The organism is Methanobacterium lacus (genome assembly GCF_000191585.1).
Taxonomy (GTDB): domain Archaea; phylum Methanobacteriota; class Methanobacteria; order Methanobacteriales; family Methanobacteriaceae; genus Methanobacterium_B; species Methanobacterium_B lacus.
Genome location: NC_015216.1, coordinates 2,479,580 through 2,504,083 on the forward strand (window position 1 = coordinate 2,479,580; position 24,504 = coordinate 2,504,083).

The 24,504-nt window shown below is 37.5% G+C and carries 23 protein-coding genes; 3 read left to right on the plus strand and 20 right to left on the minus strand.

Annotated elements, in window-relative coordinates:
• Positions 1 to 14 precede the first annotated feature (14 nt).
• Entirely contained in the window at positions 15 to 1,241 is a 1,227-nt protein-coding gene (gene hemA, locus METBO_RS12095; RefSeq protein ID WP_013646006.1) for a glutamyl-tRNA reductase, read from the plus strand.
• 65 nt (positions 1,242 to 1,306) lie between these two features.
• On the opposite strand, the gene METBO_RS12100 is transcribed toward hemA, so the two are convergent.
• The 14 genes from METBO_RS12100 to METBO_RS12165 all read right to left on the minus strand — a co-directional run bounded on the left by METBO_RS12100 (position 1,307) and on the right by METBO_RS12165 (position 17,604).
• Entirely contained in the window at positions 1,307 to 2,035 is a 729-nt protein-coding gene (locus METBO_RS12100; RefSeq protein ID WP_013646007.1) for a DUF4013 domain-containing protein, read from the minus strand.
• A gap of 112 nt (positions 2,036 to 2,147) precedes the next feature.
• Positions 2,148 to 3,269, minus strand: coding sequence for an AAA family ATPase (locus METBO_RS12105; RefSeq protein ID WP_013646008.1), 1,122 nt, complete (start codon positions 3,267 to 3,269; stop codon positions 2,148 to 2,150).
• Between the two features lie 245 nt (positions 3,270 to 3,514).
• The gene (locus tag METBO_RS12110; RefSeq protein ID WP_013646009.1) at positions 3,515 to 4,351 is read right to left on the minus strand and encodes a TIM barrel protein; all 837 of its coding nucleotides are present in this window, start codon (positions 4,349 to 4,351) and stop codon (positions 3,515 to 3,517) included.
• Positions 4,352 to 4,394: 43 nt separating this feature from the next.
• Positions 4,395 to 5,342, minus strand: a complete 948-nt coding sequence (locus tag METBO_RS12115) for an NAD(P)/FAD-dependent oxidoreductase (RefSeq protein WP_227717275.1) — start codon at positions 5,340 to 5,342, stop codon at positions 4,395 to 4,397.
• A gap of 21 nt (positions 5,343 to 5,363) precedes the next feature.
• Entirely contained in the window at positions 5,364 to 7,244 is a 1,881-nt protein-coding gene (gatE, locus tag METBO_RS12120; protein WP_013646011.1) for a Glu-tRNA(Gln) amidotransferase subunit GatE, read from the minus strand.
• Between the two features lie 21 nt (positions 7,245 to 7,265).
• Positions 7,266 to 8,579, minus strand: coding sequence for a Glu-tRNA(Gln) amidotransferase subunit GatD (gene gatD / locus METBO_RS12125; protein WP_013646012.1), 1,314 nt, complete (start codon positions 8,577 to 8,579; stop codon positions 7,266 to 7,268).
• A gap of 191 nt (positions 8,580 to 8,770) precedes the next feature.
• Positions 8,771 to 9,544 carry an exodeoxyribonuclease III gene (locus METBO_RS12130; protein WP_013646013.1) on the minus strand — a complete coding sequence of 258 codons (774 nt, stop codon included), beginning with the start codon at positions 9,542 to 9,544 and terminating at the stop codon, positions 8,771 to 8,773.
• Positions 9,545 to 9,699: 155 nt separating this feature from the next.
• On the minus strand, positions 9,700 to 10,560 hold the full coding sequence (locus METBO_RS12135; RefSeq protein ID WP_013646014.1) for a thiamine pyrophosphate-dependent enzyme: 861 nt from the start codon (positions 10,558 to 10,560) through the stop codon (positions 9,700 to 9,702).
• Positions 10,561 to 10,562: 2 nt separating this feature from the next.
• Positions 10,563 to 12,278 carry a 2-oxoacid:acceptor oxidoreductase subunit alpha gene (locus tag METBO_RS12140; RefSeq protein WP_013646015.1) on the minus strand — a complete coding sequence of 572 codons (1,716 nt, stop codon included), beginning with the start codon at positions 12,276 to 12,278 and terminating at the stop codon, positions 10,563 to 10,565.
• Positions 12,279 to 12,502: 224 nt separating this feature from the next.
• Entirely contained in the window at positions 12,503 to 13,948 is a 1,446-nt protein-coding gene (locus tag METBO_RS12145) for a 2-oxoacid:acceptor oxidoreductase family protein (RefSeq protein WP_013646016.1), read from the minus strand.
• A complete protein-coding gene (locus METBO_RS12150) occupies positions 13,948 to 15,003 on the minus strand; it encodes a 3-methyl-2-oxobutanoate dehydrogenase subunit VorB (RefSeq protein WP_013646017.1) in 1,056 nt (351 codons plus the stop codon). The genes METBO_RS12145 and METBO_RS12150 overlap by 1 nt, the downstream gene beginning before the upstream one ends.
• Positions 14,964 to 15,272: a 4Fe-4S dicluster domain-containing protein gene (locus METBO_RS12155; protein ID WP_013646018.1), complete on the minus strand. Its 309-nt coding sequence runs from the start codon at positions 15,270 to 15,272 to the stop codon at positions 14,964 to 14,966. The genes METBO_RS12150 and METBO_RS12155 overlap by 40 nt, the downstream gene beginning before the upstream one ends.
• A gap of 55 nt (positions 15,273 to 15,327) precedes the next feature.
• Positions 15,328 to 17,001 (minus strand): AMP-binding protein, encoded by a 1,674-nt coding sequence (locus METBO_RS12160; protein WP_013646019.1) that lies wholly within the window; start codon positions 16,999 to 17,001, stop codon positions 15,328 to 15,330.
• A 48-nt stretch (positions 17,002 to 17,049) separates the two neighbouring features.
• Entirely contained in the window at positions 17,050 to 17,604 is a 555-nt protein-coding gene (locus METBO_RS12165; RefSeq protein ID WP_013646020.1) for a helix-turn-helix domain-containing protein, read from the minus strand.
• A 210-nt stretch (positions 17,605 to 17,814) separates the two neighbouring features.
• Between METBO_RS12165 and METBO_RS12170 the strand changes: the two genes are divergently transcribed.
• Both METBO_RS12170 and METBO_RS12175 read left to right on the plus strand, forming a co-directional pair.
• Complete coding sequence (locus tag METBO_RS12170; protein ID WP_013646021.1) at positions 17,815 to 18,303, plus strand: adenosine-specific kinase; 489 nt, start codon at positions 17,815 to 17,817, stop codon at positions 18,301 to 18,303.
• A gap of 142 nt (positions 18,304 to 18,445) precedes the next feature.
• On the plus strand, positions 18,446 to 18,772 hold the full coding sequence (locus METBO_RS12175; RefSeq protein WP_013646022.1) for a hypothetical protein: 327 nt from the start codon (positions 18,446 to 18,448) through the stop codon (positions 18,770 to 18,772).
• On the opposite strand, the gene afpA is transcribed toward METBO_RS12175, so the two are convergent.
• The 6 genes from afpA to METBO_RS12205 all read right to left on the minus strand — a co-directional run bounded on the left by afpA (position 18,765) and on the right by METBO_RS12205 (position 24,438).
• Positions 18,765 to 19,340 (minus strand): archaeoflavoprotein AfpA, encoded by a 576-nt coding sequence (gene afpA, locus METBO_RS12180; protein ID WP_013646023.1) that lies wholly within the window; start codon positions 19,338 to 19,340, stop codon positions 18,765 to 18,767. The two genes, METBO_RS12175 and afpA, sit on opposite strands and share 8 nt — an antisense overlap.
• 398 nt (positions 19,341 to 19,738) lie before the next feature.
• A complete protein-coding gene (gene glmM / locus METBO_RS12185; RefSeq protein WP_013646025.1) occupies positions 19,739 to 21,091 on the minus strand; it encodes a phosphoglucosamine mutase in 1,353 nt (450 codons plus the stop codon).
• A gap of 165 nt (positions 21,092 to 21,256) precedes the next feature.
• Complete coding sequence (locus tag METBO_RS12190; RefSeq protein ID WP_013646026.1) at positions 21,257 to 21,649, minus strand: OB-fold nucleic acid binding domain-containing protein; 393 nt, start codon at positions 21,647 to 21,649, stop codon at positions 21,257 to 21,259.
• 86 nt (positions 21,650 to 21,735) lie between these two features.
• Positions 21,736 to 23,418 (minus strand): ATP-dependent DNA ligase, encoded by a 1,683-nt coding sequence (locus METBO_RS12195; protein WP_013646027.1) that lies wholly within the window; start codon positions 23,416 to 23,418, stop codon positions 21,736 to 21,738.
• Positions 23,419 to 23,653: 235 nt separating this feature from the next.
• The gene (locus METBO_RS12200; RefSeq protein WP_013646028.1) at positions 23,654 to 24,163 is read right to left on the minus strand and encodes a ferredoxin-thioredoxin reductase catalytic domain-containing protein; all 510 of its coding nucleotides are present in this window, start codon (positions 24,161 to 24,163) and stop codon (positions 23,654 to 23,656) included.
• Entirely contained in the window at positions 24,160 to 24,438 is a 279-nt protein-coding gene (locus METBO_RS12205; protein ID WP_013646029.1) for a glutaredoxin family protein, read from the minus strand. The genes METBO_RS12200 and METBO_RS12205 overlap by 4 nt, the downstream gene beginning before the upstream one ends.
• Positions 24,439 to 24,504: the final 66 nt, after the last annotated feature.

Here is a 24,504-nt window from a genome sequence, read left to right on the forward strand (position 1 = left end):
TGGAGAAAAGAAAATTGATTCTAAATATCAGGGTTGATCATAAAACCGCAGACATCAACCAGATGGAAAAATCAAGCGAACAACTCGGGATCGTGTTCAAAGAGATCATTACAAATTATGATGTGCGTGAATATGTGGAGTTAAAAACTTGTAACCGTGCAGAAATATATTTGGTGTTAAATGAACACCCTGATAAACGTTTAATAGAAAATTTTGTTACTGATTTTGATGATGATGCCATTGAACACCTTCTGAGACTTTCTTCGGGTTTAGAATCCATGATCATTGGGGAAGATCAGATACTCGGGCAGATAAAGGATGCCAAAAATAGGAGTGTCAAAGATGGGTGTTGTGGTCAAATGCTTGAAACCATCTTTACAAAAGCTGTTCATGTAGGGCAAGTTGTTCGTAAGAAGACTAAAATTAATGAAGGGTCATTATCCATTGGATCTGCTGCTGTTGAACTTGCAGAAAATGTGCATGGTGACCTTAAATGCAAGAAGGTTTTGGTTATTGGTGCAGGTAAAATGGGAACTCTGGTTGCCAAGGCACTGGTTGAAAAAAAATTGAAAGCCATAGTTGTTGCCAACAGAACACATGACAGGGCTGTTGAACTTGCAAGGGAACTCGGTGGATCAGCAATACATTTTGATAAACTCGATGAAGCAATTAAAGATGCTGATGTTGTTATAAGTGCAACAGGGGCACCTCACCCCATATTAACCCGAGATAAAATTTCGGACGTGGTTCCAAGCGAAAATCTTTCAACCATGGTGATGGTTGATATCGCAAATCCCCGTGACATCGAAGAAGAAGTGGCAGAACTGGGAGTTAAACTCTTTAACATCGACGATTTAAGAAGCATAGCACAAAGAAGTCGTGAAATGAGGCAAGCTGAAGCATGTGATGCTGAGGAGATCGTGGCAGAAGAGATGATCCTGTTGAAGAGATCCATTAAACAACTTGAAGTTGAACCTATAATATCTAAAATAAGAATTTCTGCCGAAAATATTAGGAAGTTAGAGACTCAAAAAGCTTTTAAGATGTTGGGGGATATGAACGGCAATGAAAAAGTTGTTGACAACCTTACCAAAGTCGTTGTGGAAAGAATTTTTAACGATGTTATTAGAAATCTTAAAAAAGCCGCAGAAAATGGGGATGAAACCACCATAAAAGCTGCTGAAGCCCTTTTTAACAACCAAGTTGCCGATGCTAAATTCAAAAACTTTGATTCAAATTAAAAAAAATTTTAGATAACTATTTCTCAATACATTCTTCTACTTTTAAATAAACAGATTTTCACTTGTTAATTATCGAGCAATCCCAGTACCCTTGATGTGAATATCAACAAGTAAGGCGCTATTAACATATCCGAGATAATTCCTATGATTAATGGTACGATCCCCTCTATGTCAGGTACAATAACTGCCCTTATGATTGCAACCAAGAGAATAATAGCAGAATATACAATTATCAGTCTTTTAAATCCCACTCTACGGATTTTGTGGTAAATTGCAGGAATATCAAAACTTGATCTGATATCAGTGTTATTATTAGCCCTGTGAAGCATTACAGCCGGGAACAAGGAGAGTATAACCATTGCAAAACATATTATGATGAGTAGTATCAGTCCTGAAAGAACAGATAAGTCGTCAATATTGTCACCAACGAAGAAGTACACGTATAAAACCATGACCAGTGCAACTGGAACTATGAAGTAGATAAAGATCAGTATGATTTCACTCAATCCATGAATGAACATTCGCCTAAATTCATTGAGTTTGGGTAAACTACTGGATCCCTTGATTGTATCTTCTATTATTCTGAACACGTATCCCGATTCAAAAATTGCAATTAAAACAACCAGAACAAATATTGTGAATTTAACTGTATTTGATATATCTCCAAGAAAGGAAAGTTCATCACCAAGATCTGCAATAACCAGTACAATTCCCAACAAAAGAAGAATCTTCAAGTCCGAGGCAGAATATTTCAATGAATCGATTATTATATCCTTAATACTCATTCGCCCCATGATTAGTCCCCAAATTACTAAAGCATTTTATTACTTATAAAATTGTCTGTTAAAAACTTCTTAAAAGATGAAAAAAAGTATTAAATTGTTGAATGCAAAGGGAATACAAATCTTAGGCAAACATTCCCTTAGGTTCATTCAATTTAATTTTGTGTTGCTTTAAGGCGTACTTACAGTGACCCCATGTTATTATCTCCTGGTCTTCGAATATGGCCTTGTGGAGTGCAACCTTCAAAACCCTGTCCTTAATATCTCTACCTGACATGCCCTTTGTACATTTAACAAGTTTTTCAATATTAAAATCTGTTTTAAGCGGCAGTGTTTCTATGTAAAGTTCAAGAATTGCTTTTCTGTCCTTCTCATCAGGCAGTGTGAATTCTATTTCTTCTTCAAATCTGCTTCTGATTGCAAAGTCAATCAAATGAGGGTTGTTGGTAGCACCTATGGTTACCACTCCATTGTGGTGATCTATGCCGTCCATCTCTGTAAGAAGAGCATTCACAACTTCTGAAACATCACCCCTTAACGATTGGAACTTTCGATCAAGCCCTATTGCATCCATTTCATCTATGAAAATAACTGAAGGTGCATTTGCAGCCGCCATTTCAAATAGTTCATGTATCTGTCTTGCACCATCACCAACATGTTCACCTATCAAACTTGTGGCCTTCACCAAATACAGCGGAACATTTAGTTCGTTTGAAAGGGATTTTGCAAGCATGGTTTTTCCTGTTCCCGGAGTTCCATGGAAGAGAACATTTCTTGGTGCCCATTCCTTGAATTTTTCAGGTTCCTTCAAGTACATGGTGATAATTTTACATTTGGTTTTTGCCCTTTCTTGACCTATAACATCTTCCATCTTGACGCTGGATTCTATTTTCTTGATCTCCGCTGATTCTGGTACCTCCACCAAAAGTATGGATGTTTTTGAGGTGATCTTGGAGTTATCTGGATGGGCCTTGACTATTTTAAATGCAAAGTCAGGTAGTAGCTTCTGGTCAAACAGGAAAGATCCTTCGTAGACCACAGATCCCTCCCACTGTTCCTTTGCATACAATTCAAAGAGTTCTTTGTCGAATATTTCTATCTTGGGATTTTCAACCAAGTTACATAGGAAAGGATAGCCAATTGATTGGAGAACAACTAATTTAGCATCCTCATTAGGTTCATTAATATTTTTTAATGATTTTTTGTCTGATACCAAAGGATCAGGAGTTATATTATTCAGTTTCACTAGGATACCTACCGTTAATTATGTTGATTATATAGTTTATTTTTTTTTGTTAGTTAAAAATTTTATAAATTTGATCAGTTTGAACCATTAGAGTTCTTGTTTTAGATCAATTTTTTATCAGTTTGTTATGAACATAATGTGTAATGCAAACGATAAAAAAGTTATCATAGAAAAAGTTGATTTTGAGAAATTTTTTATATTCAAAATATAGATCAAAATCATCCAGAATTTAATAATATTTCATTTTATTCTAATTTTACTAAGTCTTTGTAGAGATCCTTCATCACTATCGCATCTTGATCAATTAGTGGACTCTCACATATAACTGTAACCTTCCATCCACATTCTATAATTTCTTCGATAAATGGTTTCAGAGGTGGTCCATAGTTATGATCACCTAGAATATGGTGTTTTCTCTCACCGGCATCAGTGTATTCTATATGGGTGAAATGGGAATGTAAACAATTTATTCCCAGTTCATTTTCGAGTTTTTCAAATATCCCGGCATAATCATCCCTAGAGGCTATTCCACCCCCATTTCTAGCATGAACATGGGCAAAATCTACGGTGGGCTGGAATTTATCAAATGATCTGCACAGTTCAATTATTTCATCCAAGTTTCCAAGTTGAGACTTTTTACCAGTTGTTTCAGGTGCGAAGCAAAAATCTTTCACACCCAAAGAGTCCAGCTCATCCAAAATATCTGTTACCGCATTTTTACACCTAATTAATGCCTCTTCAGGCGTGTATGTGGTGTAGAATCCTGGATGAAATACAATTCTGTAGGCACCCATCCATTCAGCAGCCTTTGCAGATTGTACAAGTCGTTGGATGGATCTTTCAATTACATCGTCCTTGTTTGAGGATAAGTTAATGTAATATGGAGCATGCATTGAAACCAAAACATTTTCAGATTTGGAACTGCTTTTAAGATCTTTTGCAGAGCTTTGGGATATTTTAACTCCATAGGTAGCTTGATACTCATATGCATCCAGACCTTCAGCTTTAATATAAGCACATGCATCTTTAGCATTGCCTGAAAAATTTATGGGGCGACCTGCAGGTCCAAAACGTACTTTCATGATAAAATTTCCTCAGTAGTTATAAAAAAAAGATGGTTGTGTTTTACTCCGTCCTTTTGATATAGTTGTAGGCGTTAACTGCTGCAACTGCACCTTCTCCACATGCTACAACCAACTGATTTACACCGCCAGTAATGTCCCCCGCTGTGTAAACTCCGGGAATGTTGGTTTTTTGATCCCTGTCTGCTACGATGTAGTTCAAATCATCAATTTCAACACCCAGATCATTTGCAATTTGGCTGTTTGGTACTTCTCCAACCGCTATAAATATTCCATTAACCTTCAATTCCTGTTCTTGTTTGGTTTTACTGTTGTACAGCACAACACTTTCAATAAACATGTTTCCCTTAATTTCCTTTAAAGTTGTGTTCCATAGGATTGGTATACCTTCTTCCTTAAGTTTCTCTTGAAGGTACTTTTGAGCTCGAAGTTCTCCCCTTCGGTGAATTAATTTAACATTCACCCCGATATCATTTAGGTGAAGTGCGTGCTCTGCTGCAGAGTTTCCCCCACCTACAACAACAACATCCCTGCCCTTGAATAACATACCGTCGCATATTGAACAGTATGAAATTCCTCGCCCAACATATTCCTCTTCCCCTGCAACTCCAATCTTACGGTAGGTTGTTCCTGAGCAGAATATCAAGGATTTGGTTAAATATTCATTTTTGGAGCTTTCAATCTTGAATTTTCCATCAATTTTCTCAATTTTCTTTATTTCCTCGTTCTCTTTGATCTCAGTGTACTTTTCTGCTTGTTCAGCTATCTTCTTCAGGAGTTCCATGCCGGGAATTGATTTGTAACCGGGGTAATTTAAGATGACCGGAGCCGTATTTGCATTACCACCTCTAAGATTTTTCTCAATTACAGCAGATTTTAAACCTTCTCTGCCTGCATAGATACCTGCAGTTAAGCCTGCTGGACCTGCACCTACTATGATGATATCGTATTCTTCCATACTATTCACCTGAATTTTGAATTTATGAATTATCTTTTTTTGAAAATCCTAACCTTAACCACTGATTATATTCTGTATTTTATCTTTCAAAAATTTATTCACTAATTTTCCATCGGCCTTTCCCTGTAATTTTGCCATGGACTTACCCATTAAAGGACCCATAGCACCCATTTTTCGTTCTTTGATCATGTCAATATTTTCTTCTATCAGACCATCGATGATGGATTCTACATCAGATTCTGAAAGCATGACCAAGTTTAGTTTAATGGCTATCTCTTCTGGAGAGCCCATATCATCACATATACCATTTAAAATTTCATTAACAGCATCTTTAGCTATTTTACCTGAATCTACCAGCGAAAATGTTTCAACTAGTACTTCGTTGTCAAGTTTTGAAATGTCTTTTCCATCCCTCCTCAACTCTTTGAGTGTGTAAGCCAGTGCAGATCCTACCGTGGTTGGATCAAGATTTGTTTTAGACATTATGTACTCAAAGTCATCTGCCCTTTCCAGTCGTACCAGTTGGTTTGCGATATCCTGGCTCAGTCCATATTCCTTTATTATCCTGTCTTTCTTTTCATCGGGAAGTTCTGGTAAGTTTGCACGGATTTCCTCAAGGTCGTTCCTCTTTATTACAGTTGTTGGTATGTCTGTTTCAACGTACATCCTGCTAGCAGTAGGTAATGGCCTCAGATATTCGCTGTTAGCATCTTCTAAAACCTTTCTAGTTTCCTCTGGAACCTCGATCATGGCTGTTTTTGCCCTTCTTTGAACTTCTTTTATGGCGTTTGTTGCTTTTTCTTCTTCATCTGCCACCAGTATAAATGCATCCTGATTTGAGAGTTCAAGATGATCTTCAATGGATGTTACCTCTTCCATTGTAATTCCATAGGCTGGAAGTTCATCAGTATGGAAAAGTCCTGAGACACCCATCTTTTTAGCATAGCCAGCTAGTTCAGTTCCAAACCGTCTTCCAGGTTGGATTTCTTTTTTTATGAGTCCTTTGAATCCTATTAGTTTGATTGCCAGGACTTTTCCTCCCTTCGATACTGCTTTGGATATTATTTTTGATTCTGTTTCGTCGAAGAGTTTGCTGACATCATGAATGTTCTCGTCAACACTGGCGTTTCTTTTCAGCAGTTCGTTTCTGATTTCAATAAGGCCAATTTGTCTTTTAACCTCATTTTCCACCATTTTAGGCATGGTATCCAAGTCCTGAACACCTTTGATCTCTACCCTTGCGCCTTCAGAAATAGAGATGTTCAGATCCTGTCTTATGGTTCCCAATCCACGTTTAACCTTAGTACTCCTTAGAACTTGACCTAGTTGATATGCTACATCCCTAACCTGTTCTGGATGTTTCATTGATGGGTCAGTTGTTACTTCCAGGAGGGGTATTCCGAGCCTATCTAGTCTGAAAATTATTTTACCCTTTTTTTCGCCTATACGTCTAGCAGCATCCTCTTCTAGACATAGGTTTTCTATTACAACTTTTCCATGCTCTGTTTCGATGTGTCCATCTGTTGCAATGAGCCCGGTTCTCTGAAATCCCCCAGTATTACTCCCATCTATCACCTGTTTTCTCATTGTATGGAATTCGTCCACCACATTCATGTTGAGTAATGAGGCTATGGTCAAAGCTATTTCTAGTGCTTCCCTGTTTAATGGGTGTGGAGGCTCGTCGTCAGATTCGACAAGGCAAGTTTCATGATCGTAAGATTCGTAAATAAATTCAAGCTTTCTCCTGGATTCCTCGAAGGCAGCCCTGTCAATTTTTCCCAGTTCACTTTGTGTTGGTCTAAGGTATCTTAGCAGTTTATAATCAGGTTTTTCAGCAATTAATTCACACTTACATGGACAAAATAATTTTTTTTCAGTGTTAAGTTGTTGATGAATCTCTAATCCCATTTTAAGGCCTAATTCTTCGTAATTCATGATCACCCCTCCCCAGAAAATTCAGTTCAAAAAGAATTTTTCAGATGATTTTTCTCCTAATTCTCCTGCTACGTTGGTGTGGATAATTTTTTCCACTTCTTTAATGTTGTCTGTCTGTCCAAGGGCCCATGCCAGTTTTACAAATGCTGTTTCAGGAAGCATGTCAAGGCCTGATATTACTCCTGCCGAGAGAATTCTTCTCCCTGTACTGTAAACATTCATGTTCACCAATCCATACAAACACTGCGATGTCATGATCACAGGAATAGATTCGTCTGCTGCCCTTTCAAGGGATGGAATTAACTCTTCTGGACAGTGTCCCAAACCTGTACCTTCTAAAACCATTCCCTTGTACCCTTTATCAATATGGTAGTCAATTAGTTCTGCCTGAATTCCAGGGTAACTTTTTATAAATGCAACCTTTTCTTCTATTTCATCTTCTATTATCAAGGATTCAGTGCTTCGTTTGTTGTAAACCATAGCTTTGTCAACTAGCTTAAGTTTTGATTTTTGTATTTTGGCAAGTGGAAGGGAGTTTATGCTTCTAAATGTATCCCTACGGGTCGTGTGCATTTTTCTTACCTTGGTTCCCCTGTGGAGATAGCAGAAGGAATCATCCTCCTCTGCATGCATACAAAGGCTAACTTCGGCTATATCAGATTTAGCAGCCACAACAGAGCTAATAAGATTCATATATGCATCGGAAGAAGGTCTGTCTGAACTCCTTTGAGCACCTGTTACAACCACAGGTACAGGTGTTTTCAACATGAAACTTAATGCTGCAGAGGTGTAGTGCATGGTATCGGTACCGTGTGCAATTACAACACCGTCTGCTCCGTTGTTGATCTCATCAGCAACTGATCTTGCGGTTTTAACCCAATACTCAGGTTTCATGTCTTCGCTTAATATGTTAAAAATGGCCTTTCCATTTATGTTGGCATGTTCCAGTAGTTCAGGATTGGCACGTATAAGATCTTCTGCAGTGAATGCTGGATGAACTGCTCCGGTTTTATAATCAATTACCGATGCCACTGTTCCACCTGTTGATACTATTGAAATATCTGGTTTTTCAGCATCCTTTTCTATGTTTAGTGGAGCCAGTTCTATCTTGGGTTTATCCCCACTTTCCACCAGTTCTGCCGTTGCATTATTAACATCGATTCCAATATTGTAACCACTGTTTAATTTGATTACAATGTGTTTTTCATCAGGATCTTCTGCCCTATCAAGAAGTATTCCAAAATAGGATGTTCCATTCTTTTCTACCTTTATCAAGTCTCCAATTGACAAACCTGATGAATCCAAAAACTCAGCTGACAAACCTTTATAAACCATTGATCTTCCCTCTATCAAAATTTAAATTAATATATTTTTTTAGTTTAAACAAAAAAATTCTCAGAATTGAATATTATTTATCTAGTGTTATATTTACTTAGAGTTGAATGTATCTATTTAGTTGTATATATAATAAAACTTTTAAGTTTCAATAAAAAAAAGGATGTTCTAAATTCATTGTTTATCAGTTCTTAGAGGATGACATCGATTCCAACTGGACAGTGATCTGATCCCATCACTTCTGGGAGTATGTAGGCTGCACTGACATTTTTCATGAAATCCCTGTTAACAAAGAAGTAGTCCAGTCTCCAACCAACATTTCTCTCCCTTGCACGTGTACGGTAACTCCACCAGGTGTATTCTTCTGGTTCTTGGTTAAATTCTCTGAAGGTGTCAACGTAACCATGATCCAATAATTTGTCTATCCATGCTCTTTCCTCAGGGAGGAACCCCGAAATTTTTGAGTTTTCCTTGGGATGTGCCAGATCAATTTCCCTGTGTGCTGTGTTGACATCTCCACAAACAACGATGTTTTTCCCCTGATCCTTCAGTTCATCAGCATATTCCAGAAAGGTGTCGTAGAACTCCATCTTATAATCCAATCTTTCTTTGGACATTTTTCCATTGGGAAAGTATATGTTAAATAGGACAAAATCTCCATAATCAGTTATCAAGGTTCTTCCTTCAGTATCAAATTTTTCAACACCAAATCCATACTTCACACCTTCTGGTTTGAGGGAAGTGTAAGTTGCTGTGCCACTGTAGCCCTTTCTGGATGCTTCGGACACGTAAAGTTGATATCCATCTACAGCCCTAATATCTGGTGGAAACTGCTTTCTAACGGCTTTAGTTTCCTGAATACATAATATATCTGGTTTTTCATTATTAAACCAGTCTAAAAAACCTTTTTTATGCACAGCCCTTATCCCATTGACGTTCCATGATAATATTCTGATCTTATCCATTTTGTTTCCCCTTGTTGGATTTGTTTTCTCAACACTGTTTGACACTACCTTGATATGTTCATTAATTAGATCGAACTCTTAAAAAAAATTTGAGGTGCAACTCAGTTTATAGTTCCATGTGTATAAACCAAGGGAATCTGGATAACCATTCATTATTATTTCTTAGATTCCATGAGATTTTTTAATTTGTCCATATCTTGTTTTCTGGTAAACATGGGTGATTTATCTGTCTTGTAAACCTGTAAGCTTTCTTCAAAGGTTTTCTTTTTCTCGTTGATATAGAAGATTCCCAATGGATATTTTTCTGTTTCTATGGCTCTTTTAAAGGCCAGTTCCCTGTCGGTGGGATCATGGGATTCGTCAAGGTAGTATGTGTTGTTTTTAAACCATTGAAAAGTGTTGAGCTTGTTGAATGTTACACAAGGTTGGAATATATCTACCAAAGAGTATCCATTGTGATCTATGGCTTTTTTAAGTATTGCCTTAGTTTGATTGATATCACCACTGAATGCTCTGGCAACAAAAGAAGCATTCAATGAAATAGCTGTGGCCAAAGGATTAAATGGTTCTTCAAACACCCCATCAACCTGTAGAGGTGTGTTGAAGTCTAGCTGGCTTGTTGGAGATGCCTGTCCCTTGGTTAAGCCATATACCATGTTGTTATGGACTATGTTCACGATGTTTGGGTTTCTTCTTATGTTGTGTATGAAATGGTTACCACCCTCACCATAGGTACATCCATCGCCACTGACATTGACTACTAAAATTTCAGGATTTACCGCCCTAATTGCGGCTGAAATCGGTAAAGATCTCCCATGTAAACCATTGAAAACATTTGATTTGATGTAATGAGGCAGCTTTCCAGCTTGTCCTATTCCCGACACCATAACAACTTCTTCAGGAGCTATTTCTAGTTCTGCCAGTGTTTCCTTGAGTGCTTTTAATATTGAAAAATTTCCACATCCTGGACACCATGCAACATCTGCACCTTCGACATCGAACTGTGTAGAATCCATTATTAAGCCTCCAAAAACTCTTTTAAGTGTTTTTCAATTTCTTCAACTGAAAATGGCATTCCATTGTATTTCAAAACTTTTTTATGCAAATCATGCCCTGTTTTTAGCTTGATAAGATCCGCAAATTGGCCCTGGGCATTATTTTCAAAAATAATGGTTTTATCAGCCTTAACAAGATAGTCTGATACTGATTTATCCAATGGATATACCTGTTTGAAATATAAAAAGCCGATTTTATCTTGGTTTAAATTATTTAAAGCCTCCAGAATGGATCCGTAGGTTGATCCCCATCCAATAATTAAGTATTCATAATCTGAACTTCCAATAAGTTCAGGAGCCAAAACATCTCCCTCTATTAAATCCAATTTCTTAAGACGTTTTTCCACCATTTTATCCCTGATGTCAAGGTTTTCTGTTAGATGACCTTCTTCATCATGTTCATCTGAATCAACCAGCACAAGACCATCACCCCACCCAGGAATACCTCTAGGTGATATTCCATCATCAGTCAACTGGTACCGCCTGTAATTTTTATCTGTTTTAATTAGATAATGTTCTATTTTTGTTGCATCGATGTCCATCATGGGTGTGTTGTAGAAAATATCTGCGAAGTACTGGTCTGACAGTATGAACACAGGAATTTGATACTTATCAGCCAGATTAAAAGCCCGTTGAGAAATATGGAAGGCATCTTCAAGGTTTCCTGGTGCAAATATTATCCTTGGAAACTCTCCAGGCCCGGAATAAAGTGCAAGGTTCAGATCTTCTTGAGAGGTTCTAGTTGGAAGTCCAACTGCAGGTCCTGGCCTTTGTGCCAAATAAATCACCACAGGAGTTTCTATCATTCCAGAAAGCCCAACAGCTTCCTCCATAAGGGCAAATCCACTTCCAGATGTTGCAACTAAGGACCTTGCCCCTGCATAGGATCCTCCAAGGGCCATATTTATTGCTGCAATTTCATCTTCTGCCTGTTCAAATATCATTTCAAATTCATCAGAATTTGATGCCATGAATGATTGTAATGGTGTTGAAGGAGTCATGGGGTATGAAGACATGAATTTACATCCCCCTGCAATACATCCCATACCAACTGCTTCTGTTCCGTTTAGAAGAACTTCATTGAATACATTTTCATTGGTTTTTACATTGATATTCAGTCTGTTGGATTTCATAATATTCTTTCCAATTTCATAACCCTTAGTTCCAGCTAAAATATCTTTATTTACTATTTTTTCCCCTTTACGTCCGAAAATATCCTTAATTGATTCATTGAATACTGTTTTTGGAACGTTTAAAATACATGCTATTACTCCGGCCGCTATCACATTTGAAAAAATTGCACCGCCCATCTCTTTAGCCATTTCTAAAAGTGGAATTGGTAAGGTGTTTTCAAATGAGGTTGATTTTAATTGTTTTTCATCACCCATGATGATTGTGGACTCTGATATCCTATTTTTGAGGTGTGGAACTGCACCCTCACTCAATGATAGTAGAATATCTATCCTGTCTACATAGGCCATGACTCTTTTTGAGGATACCCTCAGTTCTGTGGAATTTTCACCACCCCTAACACGGGACATGTACTCTTTAGTAGAAAAAACATTGTATCCAGATTTTTTAATTGCCTGAGCAAGTATGGCTTCAACTGATTGAATTCCTTGACCAGCTTCACCACAAAGAACTATGCTAACATCATCCAACGAAGAATTCTGTGACATTTTTAGCCCCCTGAAAATTCTTAAAATCTTGTTACTATATTATTTGTAGTTTGATTTACTTAAAGTTTGTTTTAAAATGGAATTCAGGAGTTATTACATATTATATCTGGAATTAAAAAAATATTATTGCTTAATTTTAATTATAATATGATATAAAACATTTAATTTAAAAAAGAGAATGTGATCCCTAAAAAAAAATAGGGAGTTTAGTTGATTGGGGTTATTCAATCCTTGGTGAAATTTTCTCGTGCCCACTCTGCAGCTGCGTAGAGTACTTCCAGATTTAAATCTATTAAATGTGGTTTTTTCGCAAATGTTTGGGAAATAGCACTCTTAAAATCATCCACAGACATATCATCAGATACTTCCATTAAAACTCCCAACATGGCAGTATTTGCTGCCTTCCCAACACCATTTTCCTTGGCAATTTTTAATGCAGGAACTCCAATGGCTTTAACACCTTCAGGTGGTTTGAAATCTCCTATTTCTTCATCATATAAGATGGTTCCACCTTGCTTTACCCTTTCTGCAAATTCTTCCAGGGAAGGTCTGTTTAGTGCTACCAGAATATCTGATCTGTAAACAACTGGTGAGCCTATAATTTCCCCTGAAACAATTACAGTACAGTTCGATGTTCCCCCTCGCTGTTCAGGACCGTAGGAAGGATACCATGAAACATGTCTACGTGCCTTACATGCTGCTTCTGCCAGTATAAGGCCCATGCTCAGAACTCCTTGGCCCCCAAATCCAGATATCTTGACCACTTTGGTTTCAAATTCAGGGTCATCAATTGCTCCCAGTGAACTTTCCTCTCCCACATCAAATATTTTGTCCAGTGATTCCCTTGAAAAATCACTGGATTCCCTGCAGAGAGGTTCAACTTCTGCAGTTCTATCTCTGAAATTTGCCAGTGGAAATTCAACCTCCATCTGTTCATTCAAAAATTTCTCTGCACCTTCAGCATCCTGCCTTAGGTTGGTTGGACAAGGAGATAACAGTTCAACAAAAGCATATCCTTTACCATCCCTCTGGATCTCCAAAGCCTTCCTAACAGCCCTTCTTGCCTTTCTAATGTGTGAAGGATCAGACAGTGATACCCTTTCTATGAAGACTGGTGCTTTAAGATTGTTTAAAAGTTCAGACATGTGGAGTGGATAGCCTGTATACCGAGGATCCCTTCCATCTTGACATGTGACCGTTACTTCACCAATCAGGGTCGTAGGTGCCATTTGGCCCCCTGTCATTCCATAAACAGTGTTGTTTATGAAGAAAACTGCCATTTTTTCTCCCCTGTTAGCTGCTTGAATGGTTTCATTTAATCCTATGGAAGCTAAATCACCGTCCCCCTGGTAGAGAATTACAACTGCATCTTCTTCTGCCCTTGAAAGACCTGTGCCTACTGCCGGTGCTCTTCCATGAGCAACTTGTACATGGCCACAGTCGAAGTAGTAGTATGCAAATACTGCACATCCCACTGGACTGGTCATTACCATTCTGTCTTGAATTTTAAGATCATCAACAGCTTCGCCTATCAGTTTGTGGAGTATTCCATGTCCACAGCCAGAACAGTAGTGTGTTGCTGTTGGGGCACTTCCACCCTTCCTTGGAAACTCACTAAGAATGGTTTCAGGTTTTCCTAATATCTTCTCATCCTTTAGTTCGTTAGACATTATTTTCCCCCTGAAACTTCGATTATTTTGTTGGTTACTGTTTCAATATCCACCAAATTTCCACCCATCCTGTTAACAAGTTCCACAGGACGTTTACATCCTATTGCAAGTACAATATCCTCCATCATCTGCCCATTACTCATTTCAACAGATATGAAACTACAATCTCTTTGTGCAATGTCATTTAGTGCTTTTTCAGGGAAGGGGAAGAGTGTTTTTGGCCTGAACAGTCCTGCCTTAATTCCCATTGATCTGGCTTTTTCAACTGCAGATCTAGATATTCTGCTACTTATACCGTATGAAACTAAGATGATATCGGCATCTTCAACTAAGTAAGTATCATAATCCACTTCTTTAGCTTTAATTTCATCATATTTCTCTTGTAATTTGAAATTAAAGTCTTCTAATTGGTCAAAATCTAAGAATATAGATGTTACCAGATTATTTTTTGTTTCATGATTTCCGCAAACAGCCCATGATGTGTCAATCTCGGGTTTGACTGCTTCACTTGGGAATTGGAGTGGTTCGACCATTTGCCCTAGAACTCCATCAGCCAAGATTATGACGGGATTTTTGTATTTATCTGCGAGATCAAATGCTTTCATAGTAAAATCACACATTTCTTGAACTGAGTCTGGAGCCAGAACAATGTTTTTGTAATTTCCATGGCCTCCTCCCTTGACTAGTTGAGTGTAATCTGCTTGTTCAGGTCCAATGTTTCCCAGTCCCGGGCCTGCACGCATTATGTCCACAATTACACATGGTAATTCAGCTCCGGCTAGGAAAGATATTCCTTCCTGTTTTAAACTTATTCCCGGACCTGATGATGCTGTCATAACTCTGTGACCTGCGGCTGATGCTCCGTATACCATGTTTATTGCTGCTTCCTCTGATTCTGCCTGTACAAATTTTCTTCCGACCATTGGAAAGTACTTTGATGCCTCGTGGAGGATTTCTGTTGCTGGTGTGATTGGATAGCCAAAGTAGCAGTCACATCCTGCGTACATGGCCCCTATTATAACGGCTGTGTTTCCTTTAATGAGTTGTGTTGCCATTCTATGTCTTCCTCCTTTTCTTTTTTCTTCTTAGCCTTTTTTGGTATGTGAACTTCTATTGCTAAAGGTTCAGGACATGTGTAGTAACAATCCCCACATCCTGTACAACCTTCTCCTGTGTAAATTACGTAGTGATATCCACGTTCATTTAGAGAATCACTCATTTTTAAAACACCCTTTCGGCATGCTAAAACACACCTTTCACATTCCTTACATTCTAATGCATTTATAACAGGATAGGGTTCGTTTTTATCCTTCTTTTCTGTCATGATATCAAATCTTTATAATTTTATAACTTATTTTCGAAATATAATGTCTAAATGTCTACTTGCTTTCTTCATCCTTTTCTCTTATTTCAATACGCCTTATTTTGCCGCTTATTGTTTTTGGGAGTTCTTCAACGAACTCAATCACCCTAGGATACTTGTATGGTGCTGTAACTGCCTTAACATGGTTTTGGATTTCCTTTTTAAGCTGTTCAGATGGCTCGTAGCCCTTGGCCAAAACAATTGTGGCTTTAACAACCTGGCCCCTAACTGGATCTGGGACTCCTGTAATCGCACACTCCAAAACAGAGGGGTGTGAAATAACAGCACTTTCCACTTCAAATGGACCTATTCTGTACCCTGAACTCTTGATAATATCATCATTTCTTCCAACGAACCATAGGTATCCATCTTCATCCTTCCATGCCGTGTCTCCAGTGTGGTAGTAATCATCGTGCCATGCTTTTTTGGTATTTTTCTTATCCTTATAATATCCTGAAAATAGCCCTGGAGGCTTTCCATCCTTGGTTCCTATGACAATTTCTCCTTCCTCTCCAACATCGACAATTTTGCCCTTCTTATCCATCAATTGAATGTTGTATCCTGGTGATGGTTTGCCCATTGATCCTGGTCTTGGTTCTGTCCATGTGAAATTTCCTATGCTGATCACTGTTTCTGTCTGTCCAAAACCTTCCATTAATCTTAATCCTGTGAATTCATAAAATTTGTTGTAAACTTCAGGGTTTAATGGTTCTCCCGCTGTGACAGCGTACTTCAACGTGGAGAAATCATATTGGGATAGATCTTCCTTGATCAGGAATCTGTAAATTGTTGGAGGAGCACAGAAGGTGGTGACGCCGTGTTTTGATGCTTTTTCAAGCATTTCAGCAGCATCAAAACGATCGTAATCGTAGACAAATACTGCACTGCCTGCTATCCACTGTCCGTAAATTTTTCCCCATAGACACTTAGCCCAACCTGTGTCTGCAACAGTGTAGTGCAAACCGTCGTCAATTACATTTTGCCAGTACTTGGCAGTTATTATGTGTCCAAGTGGATAGGTGAAATCATGCATGATCATTTTTGGAAGTCCTGTTGTTCCTGATGAGAAGTAAACCACTGAAGCATCATCGAGGTTTGTTGCTTCATCACCAGTTGGTCTTGTAAATTTAGAGGATTGAGATTCAAGTTCTGACTTGAAATCTAACCATCCCTCTTTATTTCCCCCAACAACTGCTTTAATGATTTTGTTTGATTTAAGACGTTTTTCAGCTTCATCAACACATTCTGGCACTCCTTCTTCTGCTATACATACCACCATCTTGATATCTGCACTTTCTATCCTGTACACAATATCCTTAGATTTCAGCATGTGGGTTGCTGGAATTGGTATAGCTCCTATTTTGTTAAGTCCCAAAAGACAGAACCAAAATTCATACCTGCTTTTTAATGTGAGCATGATAGTGTCACCTTTAACAATTCCGTTTTCCCTGAACAGATTTGCAGCCTTGTCACTGTAAATTTTCAGGTCTTTAAAGGTGAATGTTCTTTCCTCATCGTTGTCGTTGCACCATACAATGGCAATTTTTTCTGGATCCATCTCTGCATATTTGTCAACCACATCGTAAGAAAAGTTAAATTCTTCAGGTATGTTTATCCTGAAGTTTTCTTCAAAATCACTGTATGATTCAAAATCAGTTTTTGAAACGAATTCATTGAGTAACGATGACATGTATAATTCCCTCTTTTTACCCTATTTTCCCCAAAGTTTTCATTAATTTTATAATATTATCGCAAGGAATTTGGCTTTTTCACCACTTAATGCTTCCATTGCATGTTCATAAGATGAATCAAAGAATATTGAATCACCCTTTTCAAGCACGATCTCGTTGTCATGGATGTACAATTTAAGTGTTCCATCAATAACGTAGTTGAATTCCTGTCCCGGATGTGAGTTAGTGGATGGTTTACCAAGATCCTTCCTTGGTTTAACAGTAACTATGAATGGCTCTGCTTTTTTGTGTATAAATTTTTCAGCGAGGTTTTCGTATTTGTACTGTTTTCGCCTTTCTACCCCTACACCTTTACCCTTCCTTGTAACTGTGAATATGTGCATTCTGGTTTCTTCACCAGTTAAGAGCAACCCCATATCAACCTTTAAAATTTGTGCAATTTCGTAGAGTACGCTTGCAGGAATATCCAGTTTTCCTTCTTCATAGTTCCTGTAAGTTTCAATAGGAACACCTAAACTGGCTGCAATATCTTCGGTTTCAATATCAGAAAGTTCCCTCAATTCCTTTACACGCTGGGCAATTTCTATCATTTTCTCTTTCATATTCGAACTCCTTGATTAGCTAAAAAAATATTTAGAATACCTTCAAAATAATTATTAATGATTGTTAATGATAATTTTTTATTCAAAATTCTGATATATATAATGATCCCCTAAGTAGAATTAATCTTTTTGGGGTGAAGAAAGGATCGTTCATATCTAGAAATAACCGAAAAAACAGAGTAGTAATAAACTGATGATTGGAGGAATTTCATGGAAATGAAACTAAAAATGGTAAAAGTTGAGGCCCCCGAAGATTGCAACATCATATTAGGACAAAGTCATTTTATAAAAACAGTTGAAGATTTGTACGAAGCAATATTCAATACAGTACCCAATGCAAAATTTGGAATTGCATTTTCAGAAGCATCAGGAGACTGCCTAGTTAGAACAGAAGGGAACAATGAAGAATTAGAAGAATTTGTAGCAGATACAATGTTAGAAATTGGATGTGGACATTCATTTTTGATAATTTTAGAAAACGCTTTTCCCATAAATGTTATACATCGAATTAAAAGTGTTCCAGAAGTAGTTAACATATACTGTGCTACAGCCAACCCAGTTGAAATCTTAATAGTAGAAACAGAACAGGGAAGAGGAATTGTAGGTGTTGTAGATGGATTTAAGCCTAAGGGAATAGAGAACGAAGACGATAAAGATTTCAGAAGAAAATTTTTAAGGGAGATCGGATATAAATTTTAAAAACCCGATTTAAACCCATAAATCTCTTTTCAGCCAATATTAAGCCCAAATTGTATGATTGCAAAAAAAGTTTATAGTCTGAGAGCCCAATAATATAGTAAGTGAAAAAATCAGGTTATGGAACTTTTTGTAGGTGTTTATAATGGATGAAACCAACGTGGTATTTACTGTAAATATGAAACACAACAAGTATAAAGATGAAAAAACCTTGGAAATTAGTGGAGAAAATGTTACAATACAATCCAGACAGGGCGGCAGTGTTGTTATGAACTTTGAGGGGACGATGTCCGAAATAATGAATATAAACAATTTCTTCAGCGAAGTAAACGATGTTGAACCTATAAAAGTTAACATCGCAGGATCTGGTGATGTTGATCATTACTTCCGTGGCATTTCAGATATGGTTGAAGATACTGAAGGGCTTTACAAGCTAAGAGTGACCCTGCAATTTTTATCTACAACTATTTAAACTTGGAGTGTTTCTCAAATATCGATGGAATTTCGCTTGGATGTTCAAAAACAGTGGTGTTAGGCATGTTAGACAAATTCTCCACATGCTTAGCATCATCCCGAGTTATGTTAAGCACCAAATCTTTACCATTTGGCAGTTTTGTTACTGTTTCGCCTTCTCTAAAATCCGTTGGCATTATATAAATTGGTGTTGAAGTTTTTTGTCCCATGATTGCAGCGTTCGTCAGTAAAGTGTCCGCTATTCTTAAAGATATCTTTGCTACTGTGTTAGAAGTCGCAGGAGCTATCAACAAAAAATCAAACGTTCCAAGTTGGATTTTACCTGCTAAAAATGGAGAGTTTGCATTTATTTCAGTCCATGTTTTGTCAAATAATGTTTCAAGAGTATTGGATAAATTGTAGTATTTTAAAACCTGATCTCCAGCCTTAGATATGAAAACTCGGATATCGAAGGTATTTTTGTATTTTTTTTTCATCTGCTCCATTATCTCTACTGTTTCGAGAATTTTTTCACCACTTCCTGTGATTCCCCAAGCAACCTTGTGTTTTTTACCCTTGACTATCATGTATTATTATTTGGTTTTTTTGAATTAAATTTTTTTCGAGAATCAGATGGTTTTCAATCATTCAAATCAATTAAGTTTCAACTAATTTATGAAAGGATATATCTTTCTTGGATCAATAGTTTCATAAACCAACTCGATCATTATGATCACAGTAAATAGTTAGTACTGGGGTGTTAGGATTAACAGTGAAAAAATAAACAATGAAAAAGCCTGCAATGATTCTGAGAACGAGAAACCTGAAAAGATAGAGAAATGTTACTTCTGCCTCAAAGAGTTTGATATAAATAAAGACGATTCAAGTCATTATAAATTTGGTAAGTATCCTATGTGTGCATACTGTTCTGAATTTTATGGGTTTTACAGCGACTAAAAAAAAAGAATATATGGGAGTTTAAAATTCACTCCATATTTTCTTCAACCAAAGATATGCCCCATTTAGCCATTTTTAATGCATCTTCTTCTGTTTGAGCTTCTGCAAAACAGCGGAATATTGGCTCGGTTCCAGATGGTCTGATAATTACCCATCCTTTTTCTGTTAATATTTTAACTCCATCTTTGGTATCCACTTCATGATCTGAGGTTGCTTCAACGATCCTGTCCATTACAGTCGATTTCTGATGGTCTGCACATTCAACCTTCAACTTTGCAGAACAGTATTTAGGAAGTTCTTGAATGAGTTCAGACAGAGGTTTAGCTTCTTTTGCCATGATTTCAACTATTTTAGCTGTGGACAGAGCTGCATCCCTTCCATATACAAATTCTGGGAAGATGAGTCCTCCATTTTCTTCTCCTCCGAAAAGTCCATTTTGATCCTTCAGTTCCCTTGCAACCAGAAGATCACCCACCCTGGTGGCTATAACTTCTCCATTATATTCCTCAGCAATGTCATATATTGCAGCAGAAGTAGCAACAGTTGTTACTATAGTTCCGCCTCCATTTTCCTTGAGCATTGCCTTTTCAACCAGTGCAAATGTTTTGTCCCCGAAAACAAATTCTCCATTTTCATCGATGCATATGGTCCTATCTGCATCTCCATCATGAGCTATACCAAGATCTGCCCCTGTGGCTTTAACAACATTTTTCAGTTCTTCCAAGTTTTCAGATGTTGGTTCTGGATTTCTTCCAGGGAAAAATCCATCTGGTTGACAGTTCATTGTAGTTACCTGGCACCCTAACCTTCTCAACAAGTAGGGAGTTGTGAAACATGCTGCTCCACTTCCACAATCAACTATTACCTTGAGATTGGCCTCTTTAATTGCCTGGGAGTCCACCCTTTCGATGACATTTTCGATGTACTCCTCAACAATACCATGATTCTTAGTTGATTCTTCAATAGCATTCCAAGAAACCCTTACAGGTTCCTCATCGAAGAACATTGCCTCAATTTTTTGTTCCCATTTCTCTTCGATTCCTATTCCATCAGAATCAACAAATTTAAGTCCATTATATTTTGGAGGGTTGTGTGATGCTGTTATCATTACCCCTCCATCATAATAGTTTCTAACTGCAAACTGAACTGCGGGAGTAGGTAAAATTCCAAGATCTATGACCTTACATCCTGCTGATAAAAGTCCTGCAATCACTGCATGTTTGATCATTTCTGTAGATGTTCTTGGATCGCCTCCAACAGCCACTGTTCCCTTAACAATAGATCCATATGCTGCTGCAAGTCTTGAAGCAAATTCTGGTGTTAATTCTTGATTAGCAATTCTCCTAACTCCAAATGTTCCAAATAATCGTTTAATTGTCATAAAATAAACTCCGATTGAATTATTTATTAATTTAGTTTGTTATTGATATGGAATGTAAACCTATTAAAATTAACTTAACGAATGGATCATGTTGAAGATTCATGGAAACTAAGAATCTAACTTTCCCTGGGCAGTAGTTGATCCAATACTATCCATTATTTCTGTTTAAGCTATCAGTTTAACAGACTTGGAATCAGTCAATATTATCTCTAGATGACCATCGTGTTCTGTTACTGTACCCATTATTCTGATTCTTCTTTTAATGAGTTCACTGATTTTCAAGTTGTACTTCTCATAGTCTTCAACAGTTTGGTGAAACACAACCACATCTATCTTTCCAGTTTCATCTGCAAGCTCCAAAAAGTAGGTATCACTAGTTTTAGACTTTTTAATCTCTTCAACCACACCATGAATGGATACTTGTTTATCAAGCATGCCCCTGTTAATATCAGTTATATGGTATTCCTGAGGATATAACTGGCCAGAAATTATGATAATACCCACAATACCCAAAATTGATGTTGTTAAAGCAACTTTGTAAATGGTCTCATCATTCATACACGGACTCCAAAAAATTTGGTTTACCCATGTAATATTATTATGTTAAGAAGTATTAATATATTCTAAAAAAAATAATTGATGATTCATTCCTTGAACATGGAATTTATTCTATCCACAGTGTCAATATCATCCAAACTAAGGTCATTCCTTATTCTCTTAACCACAGGGAATCTTAAAGAATATCCGGACTCGTATTCCGGACTTTTAACAATTTCACTGTAAGCTATCTCGAGAATAATTTGAGGAGCAATTTGGACCTGCCTCCCAACCTTACTGGTTATGAGTGGTTCACTTAGTTCAGAAAGTTCCTGAAGGGTTTTATCATCAAGGCCTGTGGCAGCATGGGCAAGAGTTTTAAATTCGTTGTCCTCATCCTGGGCAGCCAGGAGGTAGGATCCTATGAAATGTGCCCTTTTTCCTTTACCATAGGTCCCCCCAACCACAACCAGATCGAGGGTTTCAGGTTCTGCTTTAAATTTAAGCATTTTTTTACCCCGGATACCAGGGATGTATGGGGCTGTGGGATCTTTAATCATTATACCCTCATGACCTCCTTTAATGGAATTGTTAAAGAGATCCTGAGCCTCTTGAACAGATTCAGAAGTGACCTTGACCTGTTCACTTAATTCAATTTTATCAGGAGTTATATTCACAATTGATTCGAGAACTTCTCTTCTCTTTTCAAATGGAGCATCAAGTAACGGTTCTCCGTAGTAAAGAACATCAAAGAGGTATAATTTAAGAGGTACTTCATTTCTCATCCTTTCAATATCGTACTTCCTCCTAACCCTCTGGAGGATATACTGGAAGGAAATTGGTTTTCCATCACGCGTAACAATTATTTCACCTTCCACAATGAAATTTTTATGTGGTAAATCTTTTTTTATGTACTCAACAATTTCTGGAACTGCATTACTGATATTTTCGAGTCTTCTGGTGAAAACATTAACTTCATCTCCGAGTCTGTGTATCTGCACCCGGATACCATCGTATTTGGTTTCACAAAAAGCCCATCCCATCTCTGTAATACTTGTTTCAATTCCAGGAGAAAGCTGTGCAAGCATGGGCTTAACAGGTTTTCCAGGATTTAATGAGAGTTTTTGAAGTCCTTCAACCCCTTCTTCTTTGGAAACCTCTGCAACCAGGCCAAGATCATTGGTGAGCATATGTGCCCTTTCAACAATAGCCTTATCAACACCGAAGGCCTGGGAAAGTGCGTCCCTGATGGTTCCTTCACCCACCCCCACCCTCAATTCTTCAATAACTGTTCTGGTTATGTATTTAGCCTCAGTTGGAGAGGCAGATGATAATAATTCCCGCAATATTTCGAGTTTTTTAGATTGAGCCCTGTTTCCAGACACTGTGGCCATCTTCATTAGGTTGCTTCGCACCTTTTTAATGGTTAGCTTTCTTGAGAACAGGGTCGCCTGTTTTTTCTTTGAAAATAATTCCTGGGCAGCTCTACCAATATCTCCAGCATCCCTCTGCTTATCTTCCACTTCCTCAGGTTTTACACCTACAACCAATGCTATTGCTTTCATTAGCAGTTTAGAACCTATGCCCAGTTCTTCCTCACTCCACGTAGGGAAAACCCTTCCAAGGGAGAGTAGCGTGACCACCGGTAAAAGTTCTGAATCCTCATTACCTATCTCATTAAAAAATTTTGCTAGTATAGATGTTTTTTCAAGTCTTTTGGTAGTTGAATCCAGTTCTTCGTAAACTTCAACCATTTTACTGTAACTTGTACCATCATGTGAATCTTTCATATTCCTGCCTACCCAAAAAAAATTTAGTTATTTGACTTTGATTTGATTAATTGGTAATTAAGTTCCTGACTTATTCCAATACCAATATTAATTCTTATGAAAATTAATTTAATAGTTTTGCATTGGTTAACATAAAAAAAGTTATTTGAATCAATTTTTGAGCATTTAATTGGAAGCCAAGAAATACTTCTAAATTTTCTTTGATTTAAAAAAAATAGATGAATAAATTTGTTGGTTACATGAACCTTTCAAATCTGTCGCTTGATACCTTGCAGATGGGACAAGTTTCAGGGGGTGCATCCCTTGCACATAGATATCCACATACATTACATCTCCAAACAGGTTTTGAAAGGTTTTTAACTGTTTCTGATTTGGATGCTTGGATCTTTTTCCTTTCTTCTGCTGTTGGTCTTCTCTCTGGAATTGATTGGAGTTCGCTTTCCCCACTCAATATTTTGCCTGAGACGTAGAGACCACAGTAACATGCATCGTAATCAAACAGGTCAGGATCCCTGTAGTCACATGGACAGATCAGATCCAGATCCTCTTCCTTCGTTCCAGATGCGAGTCTGCATGGACATGCACCGTACCCATAACGTTTTTTGTTGATGAGTATGCTTTTTAAAAGTTCTTTTGTAAACTCTTCATCAGAATTGAGGTGATATCCTCCAGATTCTGCATCTGCCTTAACCTTTTGGTAGTATGAATCAACTTCTTGTTCATCAGGTTCATCAAAGTCGCTCATCCAAGAGCCTCCTTAATTTCCTCCTCTTTAAACCCGATAATTGTTACGTCATCGTTAATCACAAGGGTTGGAAAAGATAACTGTGGATTCCATTTTTTTATCATTTCAACTGCTTCTTCCCTTTCTTCACCCTTCAAAAGGTCCACATATACATATTCATAATCCGCATCAAGATCCTCGATCAGTGCCCTGGTTTTCTTACACCATCCACAAGTGCTTAGTGCAAAAAGAACTAATTTACCCTTATTTTGACCTTCTACATGCTGCATTTTCATATGTCTCGCCCTCCCGGCATGAAATTTTTTTCAATGTTTACTTTAGTTTCAAATAGGTATTAAATT